General features: G+C 47.9%; 18 protein-coding genes and 1 tRNA gene. 16 read left to right on the top strand and 3 right to left on the bottom strand.

Annotated elements, in window-relative coordinates:
* Window positions 1-35 precede the first annotated feature (35 nt).
* From AB5903_RS02120 to AB5903_RS02180, 13 genes are all read left to right on the top strand, one after another.
* A complete protein-coding gene (locus AB5903_RS02120; protein ID WP_015545809.1) occupies window positions 36-617 on the top strand; it encodes a hypothetical protein in 582 nt (193 codons plus the stop codon).
* Window positions 618-843: 226 nt separating this feature from the next.
* Window positions 844-4,782 (top strand): hypothetical protein, encoded by a 3,939-nt coding sequence (locus AB5903_RS02125; RefSeq protein ID WP_015545808.1) that lies wholly within the window; start codon window positions 844-846, stop codon window positions 4,780-4,782.
* Between the two features lie 4 nt (window positions 4,783-4,786).
* The gene (locus AB5903_RS02130; protein ID WP_015545807.1) at window positions 4,787-5,305 is read left to right on the top strand and encodes a hypothetical protein; all 519 of its coding nucleotides are present in this window, start codon (window positions 4,787-4,789) and stop codon (window positions 5,303-5,305) included.
* Window position 5,306: 1 nt separating this feature from the next.
* Entirely contained in the window at window positions 5,307-6,515 is a 1,209-nt protein-coding gene (locus AB5903_RS02135) for a LamG domain-containing protein (protein WP_015545806.1), read from the top strand.
* Entirely contained in the window at window positions 6,500-9,418 is a 2,919-nt protein-coding gene (locus tag AB5903_RS02140) for a hypothetical protein (RefSeq protein ID WP_368117627.1), read from the top strand. Before AB5903_RS02135 ends, AB5903_RS02140 begins: the two co-directional genes overlap by 16 nt.
* A 77-nt stretch (window positions 9,419-9,495) precedes the next feature.
* Entirely contained in the window at window positions 9,496-9,765 is a 270-nt protein-coding gene (locus AB5903_RS02145; RefSeq protein ID WP_015545804.1) for a hypothetical protein, read from the top strand.
* 13 nt (window positions 9,766-9,778) lie between these two features.
* Entirely contained in the window at window positions 9,779-11,098 is a 1,320-nt protein-coding gene (locus AB5903_RS02150; RefSeq protein ID WP_368117628.1) for a hypothetical protein, read from the top strand.
* A 103-nt stretch (window positions 11,099-11,201) separates the two neighbouring features.
* The gene (locus AB5903_RS02155) at window positions 11,202-11,540 is read left to right on the top strand and encodes a hypothetical protein (RefSeq protein WP_227204645.1); all 339 of its coding nucleotides are present in this window, start codon (window positions 11,202-11,204) and stop codon (window positions 11,538-11,540) included.
* Between the two features lie 245 nt (window positions 11,541-11,785).
* Entirely contained in the window at window positions 11,786-12,796 is a 1,011-nt protein-coding gene (locus AB5903_RS02160; RefSeq protein ID WP_015545801.1) for an RNA-directed DNA polymerase, read from the top strand.
* Window positions 12,774-13,181, top strand: a complete 408-nt coding sequence (locus tag AB5903_RS02165; RefSeq protein WP_122141271.1) for a hypothetical protein — start codon at window positions 12,774-12,776, stop codon at window positions 13,179-13,181. The genes AB5903_RS02160 and AB5903_RS02165 overlap by 23 nt, the downstream gene beginning before the upstream one ends.
* Before the next feature lie 3 nt (window positions 13,182-13,184).
* Window positions 13,185-13,676: a phage holin family protein gene (locus AB5903_RS02170; RefSeq protein WP_015545800.1), complete on the top strand. Its 492-nt coding sequence runs from the start codon at window positions 13,185-13,187 to the stop codon at window positions 13,674-13,676.
* Entirely contained in the window at window positions 13,660-14,088 is a 429-nt protein-coding gene (locus AB5903_RS02175) for a DUF5675 family protein (protein WP_015545799.1), read from the top strand. The genes AB5903_RS02170 and AB5903_RS02175 overlap by 17 nt, the downstream gene beginning before the upstream one ends.
* Window positions 14,085-14,705, top strand: a complete 621-nt coding sequence (locus AB5903_RS02180; RefSeq protein WP_015545798.1) for a hypothetical protein — start codon at window positions 14,085-14,087, stop codon at window positions 14,703-14,705. The genes AB5903_RS02175 and AB5903_RS02180 overlap by 4 nt, the downstream gene beginning before the upstream one ends.
* A gap of 92 nt (window positions 14,706-14,797) precedes the next feature.
* On the opposite strand, the gene AB5903_RS02185 is transcribed toward AB5903_RS02180, so the two are convergent.
* A tRNA-Ser gene (locus AB5903_RS02185) sits at window positions 14,798-14,882 on the bottom strand.
* A gap of 462 nt (window positions 14,883-15,344) precedes the next feature.
* Here AB5903_RS02185 and pflB point away from each other — a divergent pair.
* Together pflB and pflA are read left to right on the top strand one after the other, a co-directional pair.
* Window positions 15,345-17,573, top strand: coding sequence for a formate C-acetyltransferase (gene pflB, locus AB5903_RS02190; RefSeq protein ID WP_368117629.1), 2,229 nt, complete (start codon window positions 15,345-15,347; stop codon window positions 17,571-17,573).
* 131 nt (window positions 17,574-17,704) lie between these two features.
* Window positions 17,705-18,430: a pyruvate formate-lyase-activating protein gene (pflA, locus tag AB5903_RS02195; protein ID WP_040315388.1), complete on the top strand. Its 726-nt coding sequence runs from the start codon at window positions 17,705-17,707 to the stop codon at window positions 18,428-18,430.
* A 26-nt stretch (window positions 18,431-18,456) separates the two neighbouring features.
* On the opposite strand, the gene AB5903_RS02200 is transcribed toward pflA, so the two are convergent.
* Complete coding sequence (locus tag AB5903_RS02200) at window positions 18,457-19,788, bottom strand: hypothetical protein (RefSeq protein ID WP_272710860.1); 1,332 nt, start codon at window positions 19,786-19,788, stop codon at window positions 18,457-18,459.
* Window positions 19,789-20,337 (bottom strand): RNA polymerase sigma factor, encoded by a 549-nt coding sequence (locus AB5903_RS02205; RefSeq protein ID WP_005651774.1) that lies wholly within the window; start codon window positions 20,335-20,337, stop codon window positions 19,789-19,791.
* Window positions 20,338-20,512: 175 nt separating this feature from the next.
* On the opposite strand from AB5903_RS02205, the gene AB5903_RS02210 reads away from it, so the two are divergent.
* Window positions 20,513-21,217: a NigD-like protein gene (locus tag AB5903_RS02210; protein WP_272710859.1), complete on the top strand. Its 705-nt coding sequence runs from the start codon at window positions 20,513-20,515 to the stop codon at window positions 21,215-21,217.
* The last annotated feature ends 154 nt before the right edge of the window (window positions 21,218-21,371 follow it).

Genomic DNA, 21,371 nt, shown 5'->3' on the forward strand with positions numbered 1-21,371 from the left:
GAAAGTTTCGGGGGCTTTCTTGATTTAACGACGATATGAACGACGATACGATAAGAGAAAAAACGGATTTAGAGTTAGAGCGCGAAGAACTTAACCTTTTGGTAAAGCAAGGTATAAAGTTCAGCGTTACGCATAAAATCCGCCGGCATAAAAAAGGCGTTAAAGGATTCTTCCAACGTCCCGAAGTAATTACGGTAAAGGAAGACTTCGAAATACAGGAACCTACGCTTTCGGTTCTTGACAGACTTAGCGCGATATGGGTAGAAATGGGCTTAGACGAAAAACGGCTTACAGCCGGCGGAACGGAAACCTTGGCGGAAGCGAAGCGCATAGCCAAAGATAACGCCGCACGTATGGCCCGAATAATCGCTATTGCCGTATTGGGCGAAGATTACCACGTTACCGAAGTTTGCGCGGGTGGAAGGGTAAAAAAATACAACGACGATAAGGAGTTAGACCGGCTTACGGCCCTTTTCTTCCACACTATTAAACCTTCCAAATTGGTAGGACTTTCCGAAGCCGTAACCAGCGTAAGCAACTTAGGGGATTTTATAAACTCTATGCGCTTGATGAGCGGCGCAAGAACGACCCAACCGAGGACGGAGCGCATAGAGTAATAGGGCTTAATAGTCCTTACGGCCGCCGGGGTTCGATTTGCGCCCACCTTGGCTGGACTTGGGATTACTTACATCACGGCGTAGCTTGGGCCGTTGTTCAACGGTTGTTAATCGACGCGCCGCGCATGGCCGACGACGAAGACGGCAATACAGCGGGCAACACGACAACCAAGATAACCAGCGAGAACGCCGAAAGTATTTTACAACAAATAAATAGCATTATCCGATGAATATAAAAGGCGGTGCCTTGGAGTTCGATATAATTGCGAATAACGGGCAAATAAATAGCGCATTGGCCGAAACCAAAAGGCGCGTACAGGGTTTCACGGACGCAACCGTAGAAGGCGGCGACCGTATGGAAGCCGCGTACAGAGAAGCCGCCGCACAAATTGAAGCGGCGTTTAAGGATATAGACACTATGGCCGCAATCCATAGTAACGCAATCGCCGACCTTGAAAAAGAGTACGCCCGCTTGGGCGAAGCGGCCGGGGCCGCCTTTATGAAAGGCACCGCCAAGGGGGACGAAGAATATAGGGCATTAACGGCCAAACAACAGGCTATAAAAGACGAAATAGCCCAGCGGAAAGCACTTTTGCAGGAAGTGGCGAACACGGCGGACGCTTTACAGAAAGAAGAACAAACCTTAAACGAGAATAAGGCCAAGGTAGAGCAAAACGCGAAGGCGAAAGGCATGTTACGAACGCAAGTTATGAACCTTAAAAATTCACTTGCGGAAATGGAACAGAACGGGAAGCGTAATACGGACGAATACCGGGCTATGCAGGCGGAATTAGGCCGTTTGGCGGACGCTATGGCCGACGCAAATACGCAGGCTAAAATTATGTCCGACGACTACCAAAATATGAATACCGTATTAGAGGTAATGGGCGGTATAAGCGGGGCTTTTTCGGCCGCGCAGGGTGCGGTAGGACTGTTTGCCGGGGAAAATGAAAACTTGCAAAAGATTATGGTTAAAGTTCAGTCCCTTATGGCTATAACCATAGGCTTACAGCAGGTAGCCAAAACCTTAAACAAGGATTCATATACCCAGCTTGTATTAGTTCGCAAGGCGAAAGAATTACTTACCGTAGCGGAAACGAAGTTTGCTACGGCTTTGGGTATTTCCAACGTAGCGGCAAAGGCGTTAATGGCGACCTTAACCCTTGGCCTTTCAGTAGCGATTACCGCTGCGATAGCCTTAATTTCCAAATTCATATCCAAGAATCGGGAAGCAAAGAAGGCGCAAGAAGAATTTAATAACAAAGTGGTAGAAGCTGCCGCCGAACCGGTTACAGCAATTACCGAGCTTTCCACCGCATGGAACCGGCTGGGTAACGATATGGCCGCTAAAAACAAGTTTATCGAAGACAATAAAGACCGCTTCGAGGACTTGGGATTTTCCATTAAGACGGTTAAAGAAGCGGAAGACTTGTTAGTAGCTAATAAGTCGAAGTTTATAGAAGCCTGCTTAGAACGGGCCAAAGCGTTAGCCGTACAGGAATTGGCCGTAGAGAAATACAAGGAAGTATTAAAAGCCCAGCAGGAATTAGAAGCTACTCCGAAAGCGTATGTATCGAAGAAGGGAACATATAAGGACGGTTACGGCGTAGAGCGTAAAGGCGTTATAATTGAAAAATCCCGCGATTGGAAAAAGGCCGAAGATGCCGTAGCGAAAGCGGAACGGGAATATAACGCCTTGATAAACCAGCAAGTAGAATTTACCGCAAAAGAACGCGAAATTTTGGATTCTATCGGGGGCGGTGCGGATAAAGTGGCGGAAGGCAGTATAGAAGCTCTGGAAAAGACTATTTCAAAGTTGCGTGCAAAGTATAAGGAAGCTACCACCGATAAGGAGCGGGCCGAGTTATTGGCGAAAATCAAAGAACAGGAAGCGTTACTTAAAAAAATGGATTTATCCGGCACGTCTTCTAAGACTACGCAAAAAGACCCGTTTACGGAACAATTGGAAGCCCGGAAAAAGAAATATACGGAGTATTACAATTGGGTAAATTCCAAAGACGAAGTAGTACGCAATGCCGCAAAAGCCGAGTTCGCCGGGTTGCTGAAAGAAGGAAGTAGCTATTTGGATTATTTACAGAAGCAGCGCGACCAGCTTATTAAGGCTATCGGAAGCGGAACGGCCACAAAGACACAAGCCGAAGAATTGCAGAAGCTAAATAACGCCATAGCCAACGAAACGAAGGAAACCGTTTTAGCCGGATTCGAAAAGGAGCTTAAAGAACAACTTTCCGGGGCACGTTCCATTTTGGAAATGGTTAATATCTTGGAAGAAAAGCGTAAGGCTTTGACCGGGGACGGTTCCGACCTTGACAAAGGTAAAAGCGACATTATTAAGAAGCAGCAGGAAGACGTAGAGCAAAAGGCCAAAGACCGGACAAAAGCCCTATTATCCGAATATGCGGACTATTTGGGTAAGAAGATAACCTTTGAAGCCAACTACGCCGAAAATAGCCGCCTTCTTAACGAGCAATTGGCGAAGGCCAAGACGGACGACGAACGCCGTATAGCCTTGGAAGCCTTGGCGAATTTGGAGAAAGAGCGCAAAAAATACGCAAAAAGTTCGGGGAACGAAGACTACGACGCATTGGTAGAGGAATACAAAACATATCAGCAAAAATGCGCCGATATTTCCGCGCAATACGACGAAAAAATAGCATTGGCAACCCAGCAGAATAACGAAGAATTAGTAGCGAAATTGCAGGAAGCCAAGAATAAGGCCCTTTCGTCCGCAGCGTTGCAGGAATTGACCGATTCCGGGGCTTGGGAGCAACTTTTCGGGAACCTCGACGACCTTACTACGGCGCAAATACAGGCCCTTATAGATAAAATCGAAGCGCAAAAGGCCCAATTAGGCGTAGAACTTAACCCGCAAGACTTAGACGTAGTTTTAAGCAAGTTGCGGGAAGCCAAGGACGAAATACAGACCCGCAACCCGTTTAAGGCCCTTTCTACGGCTTTGAAGGACTATAAGAAGGACGCAAGTAAAGCGAACCTATCCGAAGTATTCAAAGGCGTAGGGGCTACGGCCGATTTGGTAAAAGGTTCGTTCGACGCGGTTACGGGTGCTATTGAGAAAATGGGAGGTTCTATGGACGACGAAACCCAAGCTATTTTAGGGGACGTAGGCGGAATTGTGGACGGAATAGGGCAAATGGCACAGGGGTACGCAACTATGAACCCGGCCCAAATGATACAGGGAGCCGTAGGTATGCTAACTTCCGTCTTTGACCTGTTCAACTCCCGCGACCGTAAGGCCGAACGAGCCATTAAGAAACACGCTGCTGCCGTCGAAGAATTGGAACGCGCCTACAAAGCACTTGAACACGCCGTAGATAAGGCGTTAGGCGAATCGGTTTACGATAACCAAAAGGCCCTTATTAACAATATGCGCGAACAACGCGCGCACTTGCGGGCTATGTGGGAAGCGGAAGAAAGCAAGAAAAAAACCGATAGTGGTAAGGTAAACCAATATAAGGAGCAGTACGAAGAATTAGGCCGCCAAATCGAAGACACCATAGCCGAAATTACGGAAAGCGTAACGCAGACTTCGGCAAAGGACTTGGCTACGCAATTGTCCGACGCGATAGCCGAAGCCTACTCCGACGGCTTCAACAGCGACAAAGTAAAAAGCGCGATTGAAAAGGTTACGAACCAGGTATTAGGTAATGCCGTAAAGAACGCCTTAAAAAAACAATTCCTCGAACAGCAGCTACAAAATGCCGTAAAGCAGTTGCAGCGCGATATGGGTTTTAACGATGAAGGCGGCGGTTCCTTCGACGGCTTGACCCCGGAAGAACAGCAACGGTTTAAGGATAGAGTAAAATCAATAGCCCAAGGGTACGCCGAAGCCTTGAAGTTGTACGAAGATTTGTTTAAGGACTTGGACGATAACGGCGACCCTACTACGAGCCTATCCGGTGCAATTAAGGGAGCCAGCCAAGAAAGTATAGATTTATTGGCCGGACAAACGAACGCCGTACGTGTAAACCAAGTGCAGGAAATAGAAATCTTGCGCCAGCAGCTTATACACCTTGCCAACATCGACGGCAAATTAAGCGTATCGAACCGGCACCTTGAACAGATAGAAAAGAATACTTCGGGAAGCGCGTCCGACCCGTTACGGGCGCAAGGAATAACAATGTAGCGATATGGAAGTAAATAAACGATTGGCCCGCGACGCCAAAAAGAAAGGCATTTGCGAAGAATGGTACGGCCGCCTTATAGATACCAAAGGGAAAGACGAACTTATTAAAATGTACCTTGAAGGTATCGACTTTTGCCTAAGCAACGAGTACCCCAGCAACGAATTTATACGCCAGCACTTCGTAGGTACTTGCGAAGCCTACGGCGTGTTCCTCGACCAAGCTATTACGGCAGGAAACTTCCGGCACGTAGTAGCCCTTGGCCGTTGCGAGGGTACCGCCACTTACGACGGTTGGAACGTAGGGCAGGTATTCGCAAAGCACCAAAGCCGGTTAAAGGTTCTTGCTACCGGTAATTCCTTCGTAATGGTAGACGTATTCGACGATACCACCGTAGAAGTAGAAGCACGGGATAACGCGAAGATTTGCGTAAACCACTACGGCGGGAACTTGACGACTACCACCGGCGACGGCGAAGGTAACGCGATAATAAAAGTTATTCGAAAAACGACTAAAACGTATTGATATGGCAGACGAAAGTAACATTATCCTAAATATGCCCTTCGATGAAGCGGCCGGTTCTACCATTGCTTACGATTACAGCAAGACACGGGCGGACGGTACGGTAGTAGAAGCAGATTTTACCGGCGGAAAGCAAGGCAATTGTATAAAGTTCGACGGTAACGGGCATTGCGATATAGACAAAAACGTAATTCCCCTTACCGGGAACTTTACCCTGCTTGCCTGGTTGAAGCGTTCAGCCTTCCCGGACGGCTTTACAGGTAAGCGTATCGGATTCTTTGCCCGCTGGGAAGCCATAGAAGGTTATACGGAAGCGTGGTTTAACCTTGCGGCCGATACTTGGGGCTATTGGGCTATCGTCAAAGAGGGCCTAACAATCCGCATTTACCTTGATACGGCATTGGTGCAGACCATTACGCTACCCGCCCAGCCTACCGGTTTCGCTATCCTGCAAGACATCTATACGACCGCCAACGGGTACGGTTGTATCGACGAAGTTAAGGTATATAATACCGCCTTGCCGCAGGAAGAAATTACCGAAAGTATTGCTACGGTGGCGCAATTGGCTTACAGTATAGACGGAACCGATTTTAAGGCTTGGGATATTTATGTAAGCGAAAGTAACGGCCTTCTTGACCGTCCCAAAATGAAAACCCCGGTTTCCGTTGATTGGCCGGATTATCACGGGGAGATAGTAGACCTTGAAAACAAGATACTGCAACCCCGCGAAATAGCCCTTAATTGCTTTATGAAAGCGAACGGGAAGGTAGACTTTGTTACGAAGCTAAACGACTTCTTGGACGTATTCAACCGGCCCAACACCCAGCGGCTTATGGTAGATATACACCCTACGAAACCGTTGCTTTACGAAGTCTATAACGAGAACGGGGTAGCCATTAACAAACGTTGGAACGACGACCTTATGGTAGGAACCTTTACCTTGAAATTGAAGGAACCCGACCCGGTAAAGCGTATCGTACGGCACCAGCGTTTAAGCAATGATACGAAAACGCTAACGATTACCCTAACCAGCAAGAAGGCGGTTACTATCTTTTGGGGCGACGGAACCCAAACGAACGACGTTTACGGAACCGACGTAACAGCGAGTCACGAATACACGACCGACGGAATTTTTTACGCCATTGTCGCCGGAGTTATCGAAGAAATAGAAAGTTTCACTACTAACGGTATTATCGTATGGAACAAATTATAGTAAGACACCCGGACGGGACTACGGCCCTATTGACTTCGCGGGCGCGTAAGTCCGGAGTTACCAAGGCCGAACAAAGTATTACGCTGTTAGGGGCGGATACGGTGGCGATAACCGTAAAAAGTGCCACGCCCTTAACCTTCCACTTGGGCGACCAAATAGACGTTTACGGGAAGACTTATACCCTTAACCAGCTTCCGGGCATTAAGAAGACCGGAAACCGGAATTTCGAATATACCCTTACTTTCGAAGGCGTACAGTACGAGTTAATCGACGTGCAATTTTTGTTACCGGACGATACCGTATTAGATAGCTTTACGGGCGATTTAGAAGACTTCTTAGGTATTCTTATCGGGAACCTTACCCGCGTATATCCGGGTAAATGGGTGTTAGGCGTTTATCCGGCCAATACGGAGTATAAAACGCTTACCTATACGGAAAAGAATTGTTTGGAAGTGTTGCAAGACCTTTGCGAACAGTACAGCACCGAATTTGAGATTACCCAAGCTAACGGCGTTCGTACGCTCAATATCAAAACGGCCGGGGTAAACTTCCCCTATACCTTCCGGTACGGACGTACCGGCGGGCTTTACGAATTAACGCGCCAAAACATCAATTCCAAGAACGTAGTTACCCGGCTATACGTCTACGGCGGTAGTAGCAACCTTGGGGACAAATACCGTTATACCCGTCTTTGTCTTCCGGGCAAAGCTAAAAACGCTTCCTACATCGAGGACGCGGCCGCTATTGCGGCTTACGGGTTGAAGGAGAATACAAAGATATTCGACGACATCAGACCCGAACGCTACGGCGAAGTAACAGCCGCCGGAAGCGCGTATTATGCTTTTAAGGACGCTACTATGAACTTCGACCTTAACGAAAAGGATAGCGCGGGTAATACAAAGTGGCTTATCGACGGAGCTACTGCAAAGGTAAAGTTCACTACCGGAAACTTGGCCGGCTATGAATTTGACATACACAAGTACGACCACGCGACGAAGGAAATACAGGTAGTACCGTTCACGGACGAAAACGGCATGAAGTTCCCCAGCGAAACAAGTGCGGCGTTTCAGTTCGGCGTAGGCGATAAGTATTTCTTCACGGATATAAATTTGCCGGACACTTACAAGACCGACGCGGAAAACAAACTCCTTGCGGAAGGCAACAAGGCAATAACCGAATACAGCCAGCCGCAAGTACAGTACGGGTTAAGTATCGACGAAAATTTTATACGTCAGTTCGCCGGCGAACTGACCGTAGTAAACCTTTTTGCCGTCGGCGATTATATCCCAGTGGAAGATGAAGACATAGGCGTAAACAAATCGGTACGAATTACGGCCTTTACGCGCGATTTGCTGCGGGAATACAAGTATAATATAACCTTGGGCGACAGCGTAACCAAAACGACGATAACCCGCGTTATCGAAGACTTGCAGAAAATCGACAATGTTATAGAGATAAACGACCTTGCCGACCCGTCGAAGGCCCGCCGCAATTGGAAAGCCAGCCAAGAAGTATTAGCTAATGTTTTCGACCCCGAAGGACACTATTACAGCGAGAAGATAAAGCCGCTTTCGATTGAAACGACCATGTTAGCCACCGGCGCACGTTCCCAGCAGTTCGTATTACAGAACACCCGCTTTGAACCGAACTACGAAGGGAATCCCAATACGGTAAAGGTGGTAGGCGGTACGTTGGTTCACTATACGATAGCGGAAACCGTAAAAAGTTGGCAGCTAAATACGGCCACCTTTTCGAACCTTGTAAGCGGAACGGTCTATTACATATACGCCCGTTGCCAAAAGACAGGAACGGCCGGAAACATCGTTTTCGACACAGTACAGCGAGCGGTAGACGGCGACCCTACATATTATTATTTCTTGATAGGGAGCCTTAGCAGCGTGATAACCGATACCGACGGGAACCGGCCGGCGCGTCTTATCGCCCTAACTTATGGCGCAACGACAATTAACGGTCGTTTCCTTGCTACGGGGCGGATTCAAAGTGGCGACGGACAAACTTATTTCGACTTAGACGCCGGAGAGATTGGGGGGAACATTAAATTTCGTGCGTCTGACGGGACATTAAAGGATGTTGCTGAATTGGAACAAAGCGACATAGAATATTTGCGAGATGCTTTTAAGGATGCAAGAACAGAAATAGAAGGCGGTGTAGCCCTTTCCGGATTTATAGGTGTACGCGATACGGAACAGAATGTAGCAGCTGCTATGGCCGGTTATAATCCCACCGGAGAATCCGATTATCCGTTGATATTCGCAGGAGCGCAACAAGGGAATGTAGAGTATTACGGATGGACAAGCAATAGCTATACCCATATCTACACCCAAAGCGCGACGCCGAGCAATGGGGATAATTGTTTCGACAATAAAGGCTCTGTCGTAGGAACTGTAACGAATATCGTAGGGGCGCAAATTTTCGCATTATCCACAACGGGCGAAACCTATCAACGCAATACCGGAATCGACTTTACCGCGAAAACGCCCTCTGCAATGGAGGGCAACCGGGCCAAGTTCCGAGTATATAAGGACGGACGATGCGTTTCCAATTACTTTGAAACGAGCGGGTCGTATAAAACGATATATACAAAAACCAACTGCCCGCCTTCGCAATTTACTACGGTGTTGGCAGTTTCCGAAAATAGCTACATGGCCTTGACCGCCGGAGCACAATTCGGGGTTTTAATGGAGGCCAACGAAGACCATAACGGGTATAATTGTGCGTTATATAATTCATCATCATATCCCTGTACGGTCGTAAAGGGTACAAAATCTTCCTATACCCAAGTTGGGGTATTATCTCCCGGTGAGTTAATGGAGTTTGTGAATATTTATGGAACTTGGATTTTACGAAACCATACTCGCTATTCTACGAAGGCAGAAAGTTAGTTTTTAATTTTTTACCAACAAGCGTATTATAATAATACGCAACGGGGTATTTTTGTGTAACTTAATATTTCGACAAAATGAGTACAACAAGAGGGGGCGAAACGGTTTCCGCCCAAATTGGAACAATCGGCCCCATTGAAGGGCTAAGTACGGGTAACTTCAAAATGGAAGATACGCCGTTTAACATTAAGAACGACGGAGAAACCGCCGTCGTTCTTGAAGTAAACCTTTGGGGCATGGAGCCGGGCAAGTTCGTAGCTACGCGCTTCGAAATAGGTTGGAACCCCGAAATAGTCCGCGAGATTAAGCAAACGAGTATTAACGCTACCCTTGTTTGGGGGTACTAAATCTTATACGGCTATGGGTTTATTGATTGGAGTAGGAAACACGAAGCCGACGTTTCCCTACGATTACTACTACGGTATAGAATGGGATTCTAACGTAGCTTCTTCGGCTTGTACCCGAATTGGTCGCCCGGAACTTCACGTTTCGCTGCCTATTCAAAGTAAAATGCGCCGTTGTGTCTTGCGCGACAACGGAACGGTAGCTTATTACCTTCACGCGAACGACAGCACCAAGCGCGATACGGGAGCCGCCGCCAAACTTGACGGCACCGACGGGCAAGTAATGGTAGAAATACCAGCCCACTACCGCAAATTTGAAGTAGACGGTACTAAATTCCGGTGCCTTCTTTCCGAACACGCGCTACCGGGGTTCCATTTGGTGCAGCTTGCCTATCGTTCGGCTTACGAAGCGGCCGTAGACCGCACCGTATCGGCTACGCCGAAACTTGCAAGCGTCGTAAATACTTCTACGGCTTTCCGTGGCGGTAACAATACGGCCGGTTGGGACGGAACATATAGAAGCCTTTTAGGTATGCCGGCTACATCTATCAGCCTTACCAACTTTCGGAAGTATGCCCGGAACCGGGGGAATGCCGGCAAGAACGGGGCCGGTTGGAATTGCGACGTTTACGAAGTACAAAAAACTTGCTGGTGGCTTTACGCCGTCGAATACGCTAACTTTAATTGCCAACTTGCCTATAACGCGGAACCTACAAGCGAAGGATATAAGCAGGGCGGATTAAGCCAAGGCGTTACCAATATGAGCGATTGGGACGGCTATAACAGTTATAACCCTATGGTTCCTTGCGGGGTTACCAACCCGTTGGGAAATAAGACAGGCGTAGTAAACTACACATACAAGAAAAGCGACGGAACCGACGGCCAAACCCTTAGCGTACCCAGCTACCGAGGTTTGGAAAATCCTTTCGGGCACGTATGGAGTTGGACGGACGGATGCAAGTGCAATATTCAAAGTGCGGACGCGGGCGGCGTTAGTGAGTTTTTCGTATGTACCGACCCGGCCAAGTTTCAAAGTAACGACTATACCGATTACGAGAAGCGCGGCGAGCTACCCCGCAATGAAGGTTACGTTAAAATTATGATGATTGGCGAGTACGGCGAAAATATGCCGACAGCAGTAGGCGCAAGTTCTACTACTTACTTCGCCGATTACTTCTATACGAACGTAGTAAGCAATACCGGACAAAGGGGCGTGCTTTTCGGCGGTTATGCGTATGGCGGCGCGTGTGCCGGCTTTTCGTGCGCGAATACGTCTTACGCGGCTTCGTATACGTCTGCGAATGTCGGCTCCCGGCTTTGCTTTTTACCCGCTTGAAACGACACGTAACGGAACGCATTTAACAAAGAAGTTTAACTACGGCGGGCTTTCGAAGTAGCTCAAATTAGGACGAATGCCCGCCGTTCAATTTTTCGCAAAAATGGAAAACAACAGGCAGGACGACGGAAGTTTAGCTTTCTTGCAGATTGAGCCGGACGCGAATAACAAGCACTTCAATTGTTCGGAAATAACCCAGCAGAAGTTAATTAACCTTTCTTTTTGGGTTATTGACTTCTTGGACGACGTTAAAACGAAGTTCGGAACCGGTCGCTTCTTGGTTAAGATTAAGTTCAATAAAGAAGACCCGGATAAAGACGCGCGGAAGTTCTTTACCAATTCGCAAGAAATTAAATATATCCTTGGGAAGATTAAGGAGCGTAACGCCTTCCCGCGTAAAGTAACTATGCGGGCTTCGGGAACAAGGTATTATTTCGAGTGAAAATAAAGGCGGTTTACCCTTGGGGCGTGCTTTTCGGCGGTAATGCGAATAACAGCGCGAATGCCGGCTTTTCGTACGCGAATACGAATAACACGGCTTCGAATACGAATGCGAATGTCAGCTCCCAGCTATGCAGATTTTAACGGGGTAAAAACCTTGCCACTTGGCAAAAAACAACAACTATTTAAGGGGTATTAGTAGGACTTCCCGAACATTCCCTAAGGAATCAGCAAATAAGTAGTGCGATGAAGCGAATAGGTAACTTGTACGAGAAGGTTTGTTCTATCGAGAACTTGCAGCTTGCGGACGAAAAGGCCCGTAAGGGTAAGTTACGCACGTACGGAGTTATCGAACACGATAAAAAACGGGAAGTGAACCTATTGAAGTTGCGCGAAACCTTGCTAAACGGTACTTTCCATACATCGAAGTACGACGTATTCACTATTTACGAACCCAAAGAACGGGAAATATACCGCTTGCCTTACTTTCCCGACCGTATTTTGCACCACGCTATAATGAACGTCTTAGAGCCTATTTGGGTTTCGACCTTCACGGCGGACACTTATAGCTGCATTAAGAACCGGGGGATTCATGCGGCCGCGAAGAAGGTAAAACAGGCCCTACGGGAAGACCCGGAAGGTACTACGTTTTGTTTGAAATTGGATATTCGCAAGTTCTACCCTTCGATTAACCACGACGTGCTAAAATCCATTCTGCGCCGCAAGTTGAAGGATAAAAGGCTACTTCGCCTACTTGACGAAATTATAGATTCGGCGGACGGCGTACCTATCGGAAACTACCTAAGCCAATATTTCGCTAACCTCTATTTAACCTACTTCGACCATTGGATAAAGGAACAGAAGCGGGTAAAGCACTACTTCCGCTACGCGGACGATATTGTAATACTTGCTTCGGATAAATCCTACCTTCATTCCTTAATGGGCGAAATTAGGGCGTATTTGGGGGATTTGAAATTAGAGGTTAAAGGGAATTGGCAAGTTTTCCCCGTAGCGGCTCGCGGTATCGACTTCGTAGGATATGTATTTTTCCACACGCATACCCGAATGCGAAAGGGCATTAAAAAGACTTTTTGCCGGCGGTTGGCGAAGCTGAACAAACGGAAAAGGCCATTATCCGAAAAGGACTTTAAGCAGGCTATTTGCCCTTGGTGGGGTTGGGCGAAGTCTTGCGATAGCAAACACTTGATTAAGAAACTTTCTAAAACATCGAAGTATGAAATCAAATTCAAACGATAGACCGCCCATTTTGCAGGACTTGGGCAACGGCAGTTGGCATTACAACTACAATATTACCGAAGTGGAAGTAACGCCGGAACCTATGGCCGAAGCAGAAGGCGACCAGGTACCGGCCGCAAGGAAGGCGTACGATTACGACACGGTGGAAGTATGGGGCCGGCCGGATTACGACAAATGCGTAAAGGCCGTTTTGCGTTCCCGCCGGGACGAAACCGAAGAATTTAGCCTTATCAATAAGTACAACGCTTTCGTACTTGGGCTATCGACGGACAAAGCGGACAAAACCGAATACGAAAATTACCTTAAAGAAGTGCTTGCGGTTAAAGCAATGGTTCGGGCCGACCTTGCCGCCGCCGGTATCGACGTAGGGGCAGCGGGAATTTAAGCTATGGAAAATATCTTACAGACCTTCGGGCCGCAACTTATTATTATAGCTTGCGTTTACGCGCTTGTTTTGTTCGTGGTCTTCCTTGACCTTTGGGCCGGGATTCGAAAGGCCAAACAACGGGGGGAATATCGGTCTTCGTACGGATTGCGTAAGACAGTAGACAAAATAAGCCGGTATTTCAATATGATACTCGTAATTACATCTATCGACGTGGTGCAAATGTTGGCTATTACGCAGCTAAATCCGCAGACGAACCACACTTTACCGGTATTGCCGTTTTTTACGTTTATCGGGGCTATGTTCGTGGGATTTATCGAATTAAAGAGTATCTACGAGAATAGCGAAGCCAAGGAGCGGGCCAAAATCGGGGATGCGGCTAAAATCCTTTCGCAAATCATCCAGCATAAGGACGAACAGGAGATTATAGCCGGGGTTATCGAGTATCTAAAAAAGGAAAAAGAGAAAGGGGGCGACAATGAAACTAACGCTTAAACGGCGATACTTCGCCGAAACCTATACTATCGGTACGCTGTTTATTGACGGGGTGCGTTTTTGCGATACCTTGGAAGACAAGAACCGGGACGACAACCGAAACGGCAAATTTGACAATGGGGAACAGAAGGTAAAGAACGAAACGGCTATACCGTTCGGAACCTACGAAATAACCGTAAACCGTTCGCCGCGCTTCGGGCGCGACCTTCCTCGCCTTTTGAACGTACCGCATTTCGACGGCATTCTAATTCATCGTGGCAATACCGGTAAGGACACTTCCGGCTGTATTTTGGTCGGAGAAAACAAGGTAAAGGGGCGGGTTATCAATTCCACGCCTTACGAACTTGAACTTACAAAGCGGTGTAAGGCCGCAATAGCCCGGAAAGAAAAAATCACTATCGAAATCGTATGAAAACAAGAACCTTTATAGCTATTCTTTGGGGGATTGCGGCCGTTTCTTTTATCGGGTGTTCCACGCCGCGAAAGTTGGCCGGCAGCACGAAGGAAACGGCTAAGACCGAAGAAAAGCGGAACGAAACGACGGCGGCCGAATTTCGCCGGACGGTAGACAATACGAAAACCGAAGGCGTAGAAGTAACCTATACGAAAATCGAGTTTTTCCCGCCGAAACCCGATACCCGGCAGGCAAAGCCGGACACTATGCAGGCGGGCGGCCCGTCTAATCCGGTTGCAGACACGCCCAAGAACCGGCCGAAGGAACCGAAAGAGAAGCAGCCGCCCGATACCGGAAGGCAGGGAGCTATTAAGAGTATCGAAACCTTCACGGTAAAACAGAAGGCCGAAGCTACCGGGGTAACGCAGGAAGAACAGAAGACGGAAACGACCAAAACGGAAGAAGTGAACACGGACACCGATAAGGAAACCGATATTACCGAGAAGCCGGCGGCCGACCCGTACAGGTGGCGTTACATTTTCGGGATTTTGGTACTATTGGCGGTTGCCTTTTTCTTTCTTCGGAAGACGAAGGTATTTACGGCTGTAGCCGCCTTCTTCCGCAAATTGTTTTAGCGGAGATAAAAGGAAAGCACCCAAAAGGGCCTTAAAAATGGGTTCCTTTTTGGGTGCCTTGCGTGTAAAACCTTAATAGTTAAGGTTGTCTGCGGAGAGACAGGGATTCGAACCCCGGGTGCCTCGCAGCACAACGGTTTTCAAGACCGCCGCAATCGACCACTCTGCCACCTCTCCAAAACTTCTTTTTCAAGAAGTGCTTTTCTCTTAAAGCGGTGCAAAGATAGCGCTTCTTTTTTAAATTCGCAAACAAATCCGGAATAAAATAATTCACATATCCGCAAAAACTAAAAATACGGCATCAAAGGAACTAATAAAATGTTACTAAAATCTTTTCGTCCGACAGCTGTTTTATTTTCGTCCAACAGTTGTCGGACGAAAATAAAACAGCTGTCGGACGAAAGGGAAATTATTGTGGGACGAATAGATTTCAGCATAAATAATAATAGTTGATAAGAGTACAGATATTAATCGGACGGACACGAATCAATACCCGGTGGTACTTCCTACCTAATAATAGCTATTTTATGCTCTTCAACATAAAAATCCTCCATATTATTGTGTAATTACGGAAATTTTTCCGTAATTTTGCGCGCTCTAAAGGATAACATATCTAATCACTTTTATTAAAAGAACATTATGGAATTAAACAAAACCTTTATTGACGGGCTTTGGAGCAAAGAAATCAATGTAAGTGATTTCGTTAGTAAAAACATCACGTCCTACACCGGAGACGCATCTTTCCTGCAAGGACCAACGGAGCGCACCAAGCATATCTGGAACCTCTGTCTGAAAGCACTGGAAGAAGAAAGAGCCAATAACGGTGTCCGTTCATTAGATCATACAACAGTATCTACCATCACTTCCCACAAAGCAGGCTATATAGATAAGGAGAACGAACTTATCGTAGGCTTGCAGACAGATGAACTGCTGAGACGCGCCATCAAACCTTTCGGCGGTATCAATGTAGTGGCAAAAGCATGCCGCGAAAACGGCGTGGAGGTAGACGATAAAGTAAAAGACATCTTTACACACTACCGTAAAACACACAACGACGGCGTATTCGATGTATATACCGAAGAAATCCGTTCGTTCCGTTCATTGGGCTTCCTCACCGGACTTCCCGACAACTATGCACGCGGACGTATCATCGGTGACTACCGCCGTCTGGCATTGTACGGTATCGACCGTCTCATCGAAGCCAAACAGGAAGACTTGCGCCACCTGACCGGCCCTATGACCGAAGCACGCATCCGCCTGCGCGAAGAAGTGGCAGAGCAAATCAAGGCCTTGAAGGACATCAAGACCATGGGCGAATACTACGGCCTCGACCTCAGCCACCCTGCCACATCTGCTCAGGAAGCCGTACAGTGGGTATACATGGCATACCTTGCCGCTGTAAAAGAACAAGACGGTGCCGCCATGTCATTGGGTAATGTATCTTCATTCCTTGACATTTTCATTGAATACGATTTGGCGCACGGTAAGATTGACGAAACTTTTGCACAGGAGCTGATTGACCAGTTCATCATCAAACTGCGCATGGTACGCCACCTGCGTATGCAATCCTACAATGACATCTTTGCCGGAGACCCCACCTGGGTTACCGAAGCTATCGGCGGACGCTTCAACGACGGTCGCGTAAAGGTGACAAAAACCTCTTTCCGCTTCCTGCAAACATTGTACAACCTCGGCCCGTCTCCCGAGCCTAACATGACTGTGCTGTGGAGTCCCGAACTGCCGGAAGGCTTCAAGGAATTCTGTGCCAAAGTATCCGTAGATACCAGCTCTATCCAGTACGAGAACGACAACCTGATGCGCGAGGTACGCAACTGCGACGACTACGGTATCGCCTGCTGCGTATCCTACCAGGCTATCGGTAAGCAAATCCAGTTCTTCGGCGCACGCGCCAACCTTGCCAAAGCATTGCTGCTTGCCATCAACGGCGGACGTTGCGAAAACACCGGAACCGTAATGGTGAAAGGTATCCCCGTGCTGACTCACGATACGCTGAACTTTGAAGAGGTAATGAACAACTACAAGAAAGTGCTGACGGAGATTGCCCGCGTTTACAACGAAGCAATGAACATCATCCACTACATGCACGACAAGTATTATTACGAAAAAGCCCAAATGGCATTCGTAGATACAGACCCGCTCATCAACCTTGCATACGGCGTAGCCGGACTTTCCATTGCCATCGACTCATTGTCTGCCATCAAATACGCCAAAGTAACGGCACGCCGTAACGACATCGGCCTGACGGAAGGTTTCGACATCGAAGGCTCTTTCCCGTGCTTCGGCAACAACGACGACCGTGTAGACCACCTTGGTGTAGACCTGGTATACTACTTCAGCGAAGAGTTGAAGAAGCTGCCCGTTTACAAGAACGCCCGTCCTACCCTGTCGCTCCTGACCATCACATCCAACGTGATGTACGGTAAGAAGACCGGAGCCACTCCCGACGGACGCGCTAAAGGCGTTGCTTTCGCTCCGGGAGCCAACCCGATGCACGGACGCGACAAGAACGGTGCCATCGCCTCTTTGAGTTCCGTAGCCAAACTGCGCTACCGCGACTCACAGGACGGTATCAGCAACACATTCTCCATCGTTCCGAAATCATTGGGTCCCACTGCCGAGGAACGTGTAGAGAATCTGGTTACCATGATGGACGGTTACTTCACCAAAGGTGCACACCACCTCAACGTGAACGTGCTGAACCGTGAAATGCTGGAAGACGCCATGGAACATCCGGAGAAATATCCGCAACTCACCATCCGCGTTTCCGGATATGCCGTAAACTTCGTGAAACTGAGCCGCGAACACCAACTGGAAGTTATCAGCCGCAGTTTCCACGAAAGAATGTAATCGGTAAACCGGATACATAACCTTTTAAAGCACGGATTACACGGATTTCACGGATTAAGCAAAAATCCGGAGTAATAACCCTGTAGTCCGTGCTTTCTTTTTATTACATTCTTTGCTTATAATACACTATTATGATTAATGTTCATTCATACGAATCAATGGGCACTTTCGACGGTCCGGGGCTGCGGCTTGTCGTATTCCTCCAGGGCTGTCCTTTCCGTTGCCTGTATTGTGCCAACCCCGATACGATAGATGTAAAGGGCGGTACTCCTACTCCTGCCGGTGAAATCCTGCAAATGGCTGTCAGCCAAAAAGCTTTCTTCGGGAAAAAAGGGGGAATTACTTTCTCCGGCGGTGAACCTACCTTGCAGGCAGAGGCATTGATACCACTGTTCAAAGACTTGAAAGCAAACGGCATCCACATCTGTCTTGACACCAACGGCGGAATCTGGAACGACAAAGTTGAGGAATTGTTAAGTCTGACGGACTTGGTATTGCTCGATATCAAAGAATTCAATCCCGAACGCCACTGTACCCTGACCGGACGCAGCAACGAACAAACCCTGCGCACCGCTGCCTGGCTGGAACAACAGGGACATCCGTTTTGGCTGCGCTATGTCCTGGTACCGGGATATAGTGATTTTGAAGAAGACATACGCAACATGGGCGAACAGCTCGGCAAATACCAAAGCATACAACGGGTGGAAATACTTCCCTACCACCGCTTAGGGGTGCATAAATACGAAGCTATGGGCTGGGATTATCAGTTAAAAGAAGTAGTAGAGAATACCCCCGCACAACTGGAACGAGCCGAAAAACTCTTTAAAGAGTACTTTCCCACAGTAGTGGTAAATTGAGAATTGATTCTCAACACTCAATTTAATCAGTAAGTCAACCGTACTCCACCCTGCAAGGTAAAGTTGCAGGGATTTTCTTTTCGTATAGTCTCAATGTCCGAACCATCGTCAAAGAAATAAGACACTCCCGGTTCTACATAAATGCCGACTCTGCTACTTATATTATACTGTGCACCCACAGCTCCCATTACAGAGAATTGCAACGGTTTCACGGTTTCGTTTTTGCTCCCTATTTTTCCGTAAACGCATTTTTCCATGGCGCCGCTGGCAGAAACATACATGATAAAGGACTTCTTATCTACAAAGTTCCAGTTGGCACGCAAAGGAATACCCAAATAATGCAATTTCTGGCTGACCGTTTCCGAACTTCCGGCAAATTTCACATCCGAAGCGAGGTACGTATACGTCAAGCCCGTTTCCACGGAGAAACCCCGTGCAAGCCCTTTACGTACCGAGAAGCCGAAAGACAATGGCTGTTTATGGTCTATGTCCACCACCTGTCCGGAACTCCTCTGCAGATAAGGTATGCCATCTTTAAAGACAAGCTCCTGCCCTTCCGGCACTTCCATTATCCCGTCAGACATTGTGGTGAGGTCTACCCTTCCGCCGGAAACACCGAAGTTCTGTCCGTTTTGAAGCAGCCCGCTTTCACTTATACTGCTTCCCGAAATCAATCCGCCCGTATTTCCTACTGCCAATCCGACCGACCAGCCACGCGACTGCTCCCGCTTCGCTCCGCCAACCGGCAAATGCAATTTGTCTCTGCCGGACGGGCGGCGGCGCTCAATCTTTTCCGTACGTTCCTCTTCCCTTCTCTCTTCTTCTGCTACTTCCTGATTTACCCGTGCCGACTCCGCAGTCGGTTCCTGTGCGTTCCCAGTCTGAACTTCCTGCTCTGCGCCCAAGGATTGGATGACCGTTTCCCGCTCCGTTTCATCTACGGTATTCAGTTGTTGTGCCAGCAAGGAACGCCGGTTCGTATCCGCCGGAGATTCCTGTTTCTGTGCGCGATAGTCGGGTTCTGTTATCTCTGTCCGTACTGAAGGCGTCTGTTGCTCCGGTAGCTTGTCCGGCACGGCAGCCAATGCCGGTGCAGTCATATTCCGCATCTCCTCTCCCACAGGGCTTTGGAGCAGCCATACACTCACCGACGACACCGCAACGAGCAGTGCCGCAGCCGCAGCTACAGCCCAGCGGCGGAAAGGTATAATCCGCCGTTTTCCGGCTACCGGAGGCTTCGAAACGGACAAATCCTTCTCAAGCCGTTCCCAGCCGGAAACGGGCAGCGGTTCGGAATAATCGTCCAACCGCTCCTTTATTTTTCGCATCCACAATTCATCTTCCATACGTTTCTCCATTTATGCGTTTCTTTTCATCCACTCCTTCACCTTGGCAGCCAAAGCAGCTTTGGCACGTACCAGTTGTGAAGCCGATGACTTTTCGTTAATACCCAGCAACCGGGCAATCTCCTTATGAGATTTATCTTCAAAAACAAACAGGTTGAATACGGTACGATAACCGGCGGGAAGCTCGCTTATAAACTGCATCAATACCTTTTGAGGAATAGTATCCACCGCCGAAGCATCCGGCTCCTCATACGTCTCCGGCACATCGTCCAGGGCAGCGGACTGGCTCATCACATCATTCTTCCGCAAATACTGCAATACCGTATTCACCATTACACGTTCCATCCAAGCCCGCAAAGAACCCTCTCCCCGCCACGTGAACTTATCGAAAGAGTCGAAGAGCTTCAGGAAACCGTCATGCATCAAATCCTGTGCAGTTTCCCGGTCACCGGCGTAACGCAAACATACGCCGAGCATCCGCCCCGCATACTGTTCGTACAGTTCTTTGCGGGCAAGGTTGTCGCCTTGCCTGCAACGTTCTGCCAATACCTGTTCTTCCATCCTCTCTTTTAACACGTGTTTACCTTATAAATGCAACGGGCACAAAAATACTGCATCCGGCAGATAGGAAATTTATTCTTTATTTTCTTTAACATTCTTATAAGCAGTATTTGTGCAATCCCGGCATTTTCTGAATACAAAACCTAAAACAGAACCAATAACAAAACCTCTACTTATGAAAAAGTTCAGAACGATATTAGCCGCATTTCTGCTGTTGTTCATCGCCACCCCCGTACTGCAATCCTGCCTGGACGATTGGGATGATGACGAACACCCGTTGCTCGCCATCGGCACAGTGCGAATAATTGACGGAAAAGACTACTACTTCGCACTCGATGAAGGAACCAAAATGTTTCCCGGTGACACTGCCCAAGTGGATAACTACACTCTGGTGGAAGGACAGCGCGCCTTTGTATATTTCAACCTGCTGGATGAAGAAGTAACCGGCTACGATTACAATGCCAAAATCAACCATGTAGAGAATATCCTTACCAAAGACATTTATTTCATGCCTGCCGAAAAGGCCGACAGCATCGGCGACGACCGCATCAACATCAACAATATGTGGATTACGGACAACTACCTGAACATCCAATACCAGCTATACCACAGCAACAGCAATGATAAAAAACATATGCTGAACCTCATAGTCAACGAAGCATCCGACGGCAAGAACGACAAAGAGGGATATATCACGCTGGAATTCCGCCAGAATGCTTACGGTGACGAGCCGCTCATACCGGGACAAGGACTTGTCTCTTTCAAACTGGATAAGATAGCCGACCGGATACCCGGAAAAGCCGGACTTAATATCCGCGTAAAAAGTTTACACGACGGCGAATATTATAAAACCATTGACTTTAAAACAGACGAGAACTAAACTATTCTTTGCAATTCCCTTTTCAATGTCTTTTTATAAAAGCGGAGCAGGCTGTTTGCCTTCACTCCGCTTTGTTCTTTCCTGCCTTCTGCCCCATATTACTGTATCCTATGTTATGTCTCATTTTTATTGCGTATCTTTGCACCCGATTTTA

This window comes from Bacteroides sp. 2201st1_D9_2201SCRN_220225, from assembly GCF_040928965.1.
In the GTDB taxonomy this organism is placed as follows: domain Bacteria; phylum Bacteroidota; class Bacteroidia; order Bacteroidales; family Bacteroidaceae; genus Bacteroides; species Bacteroides stercoris.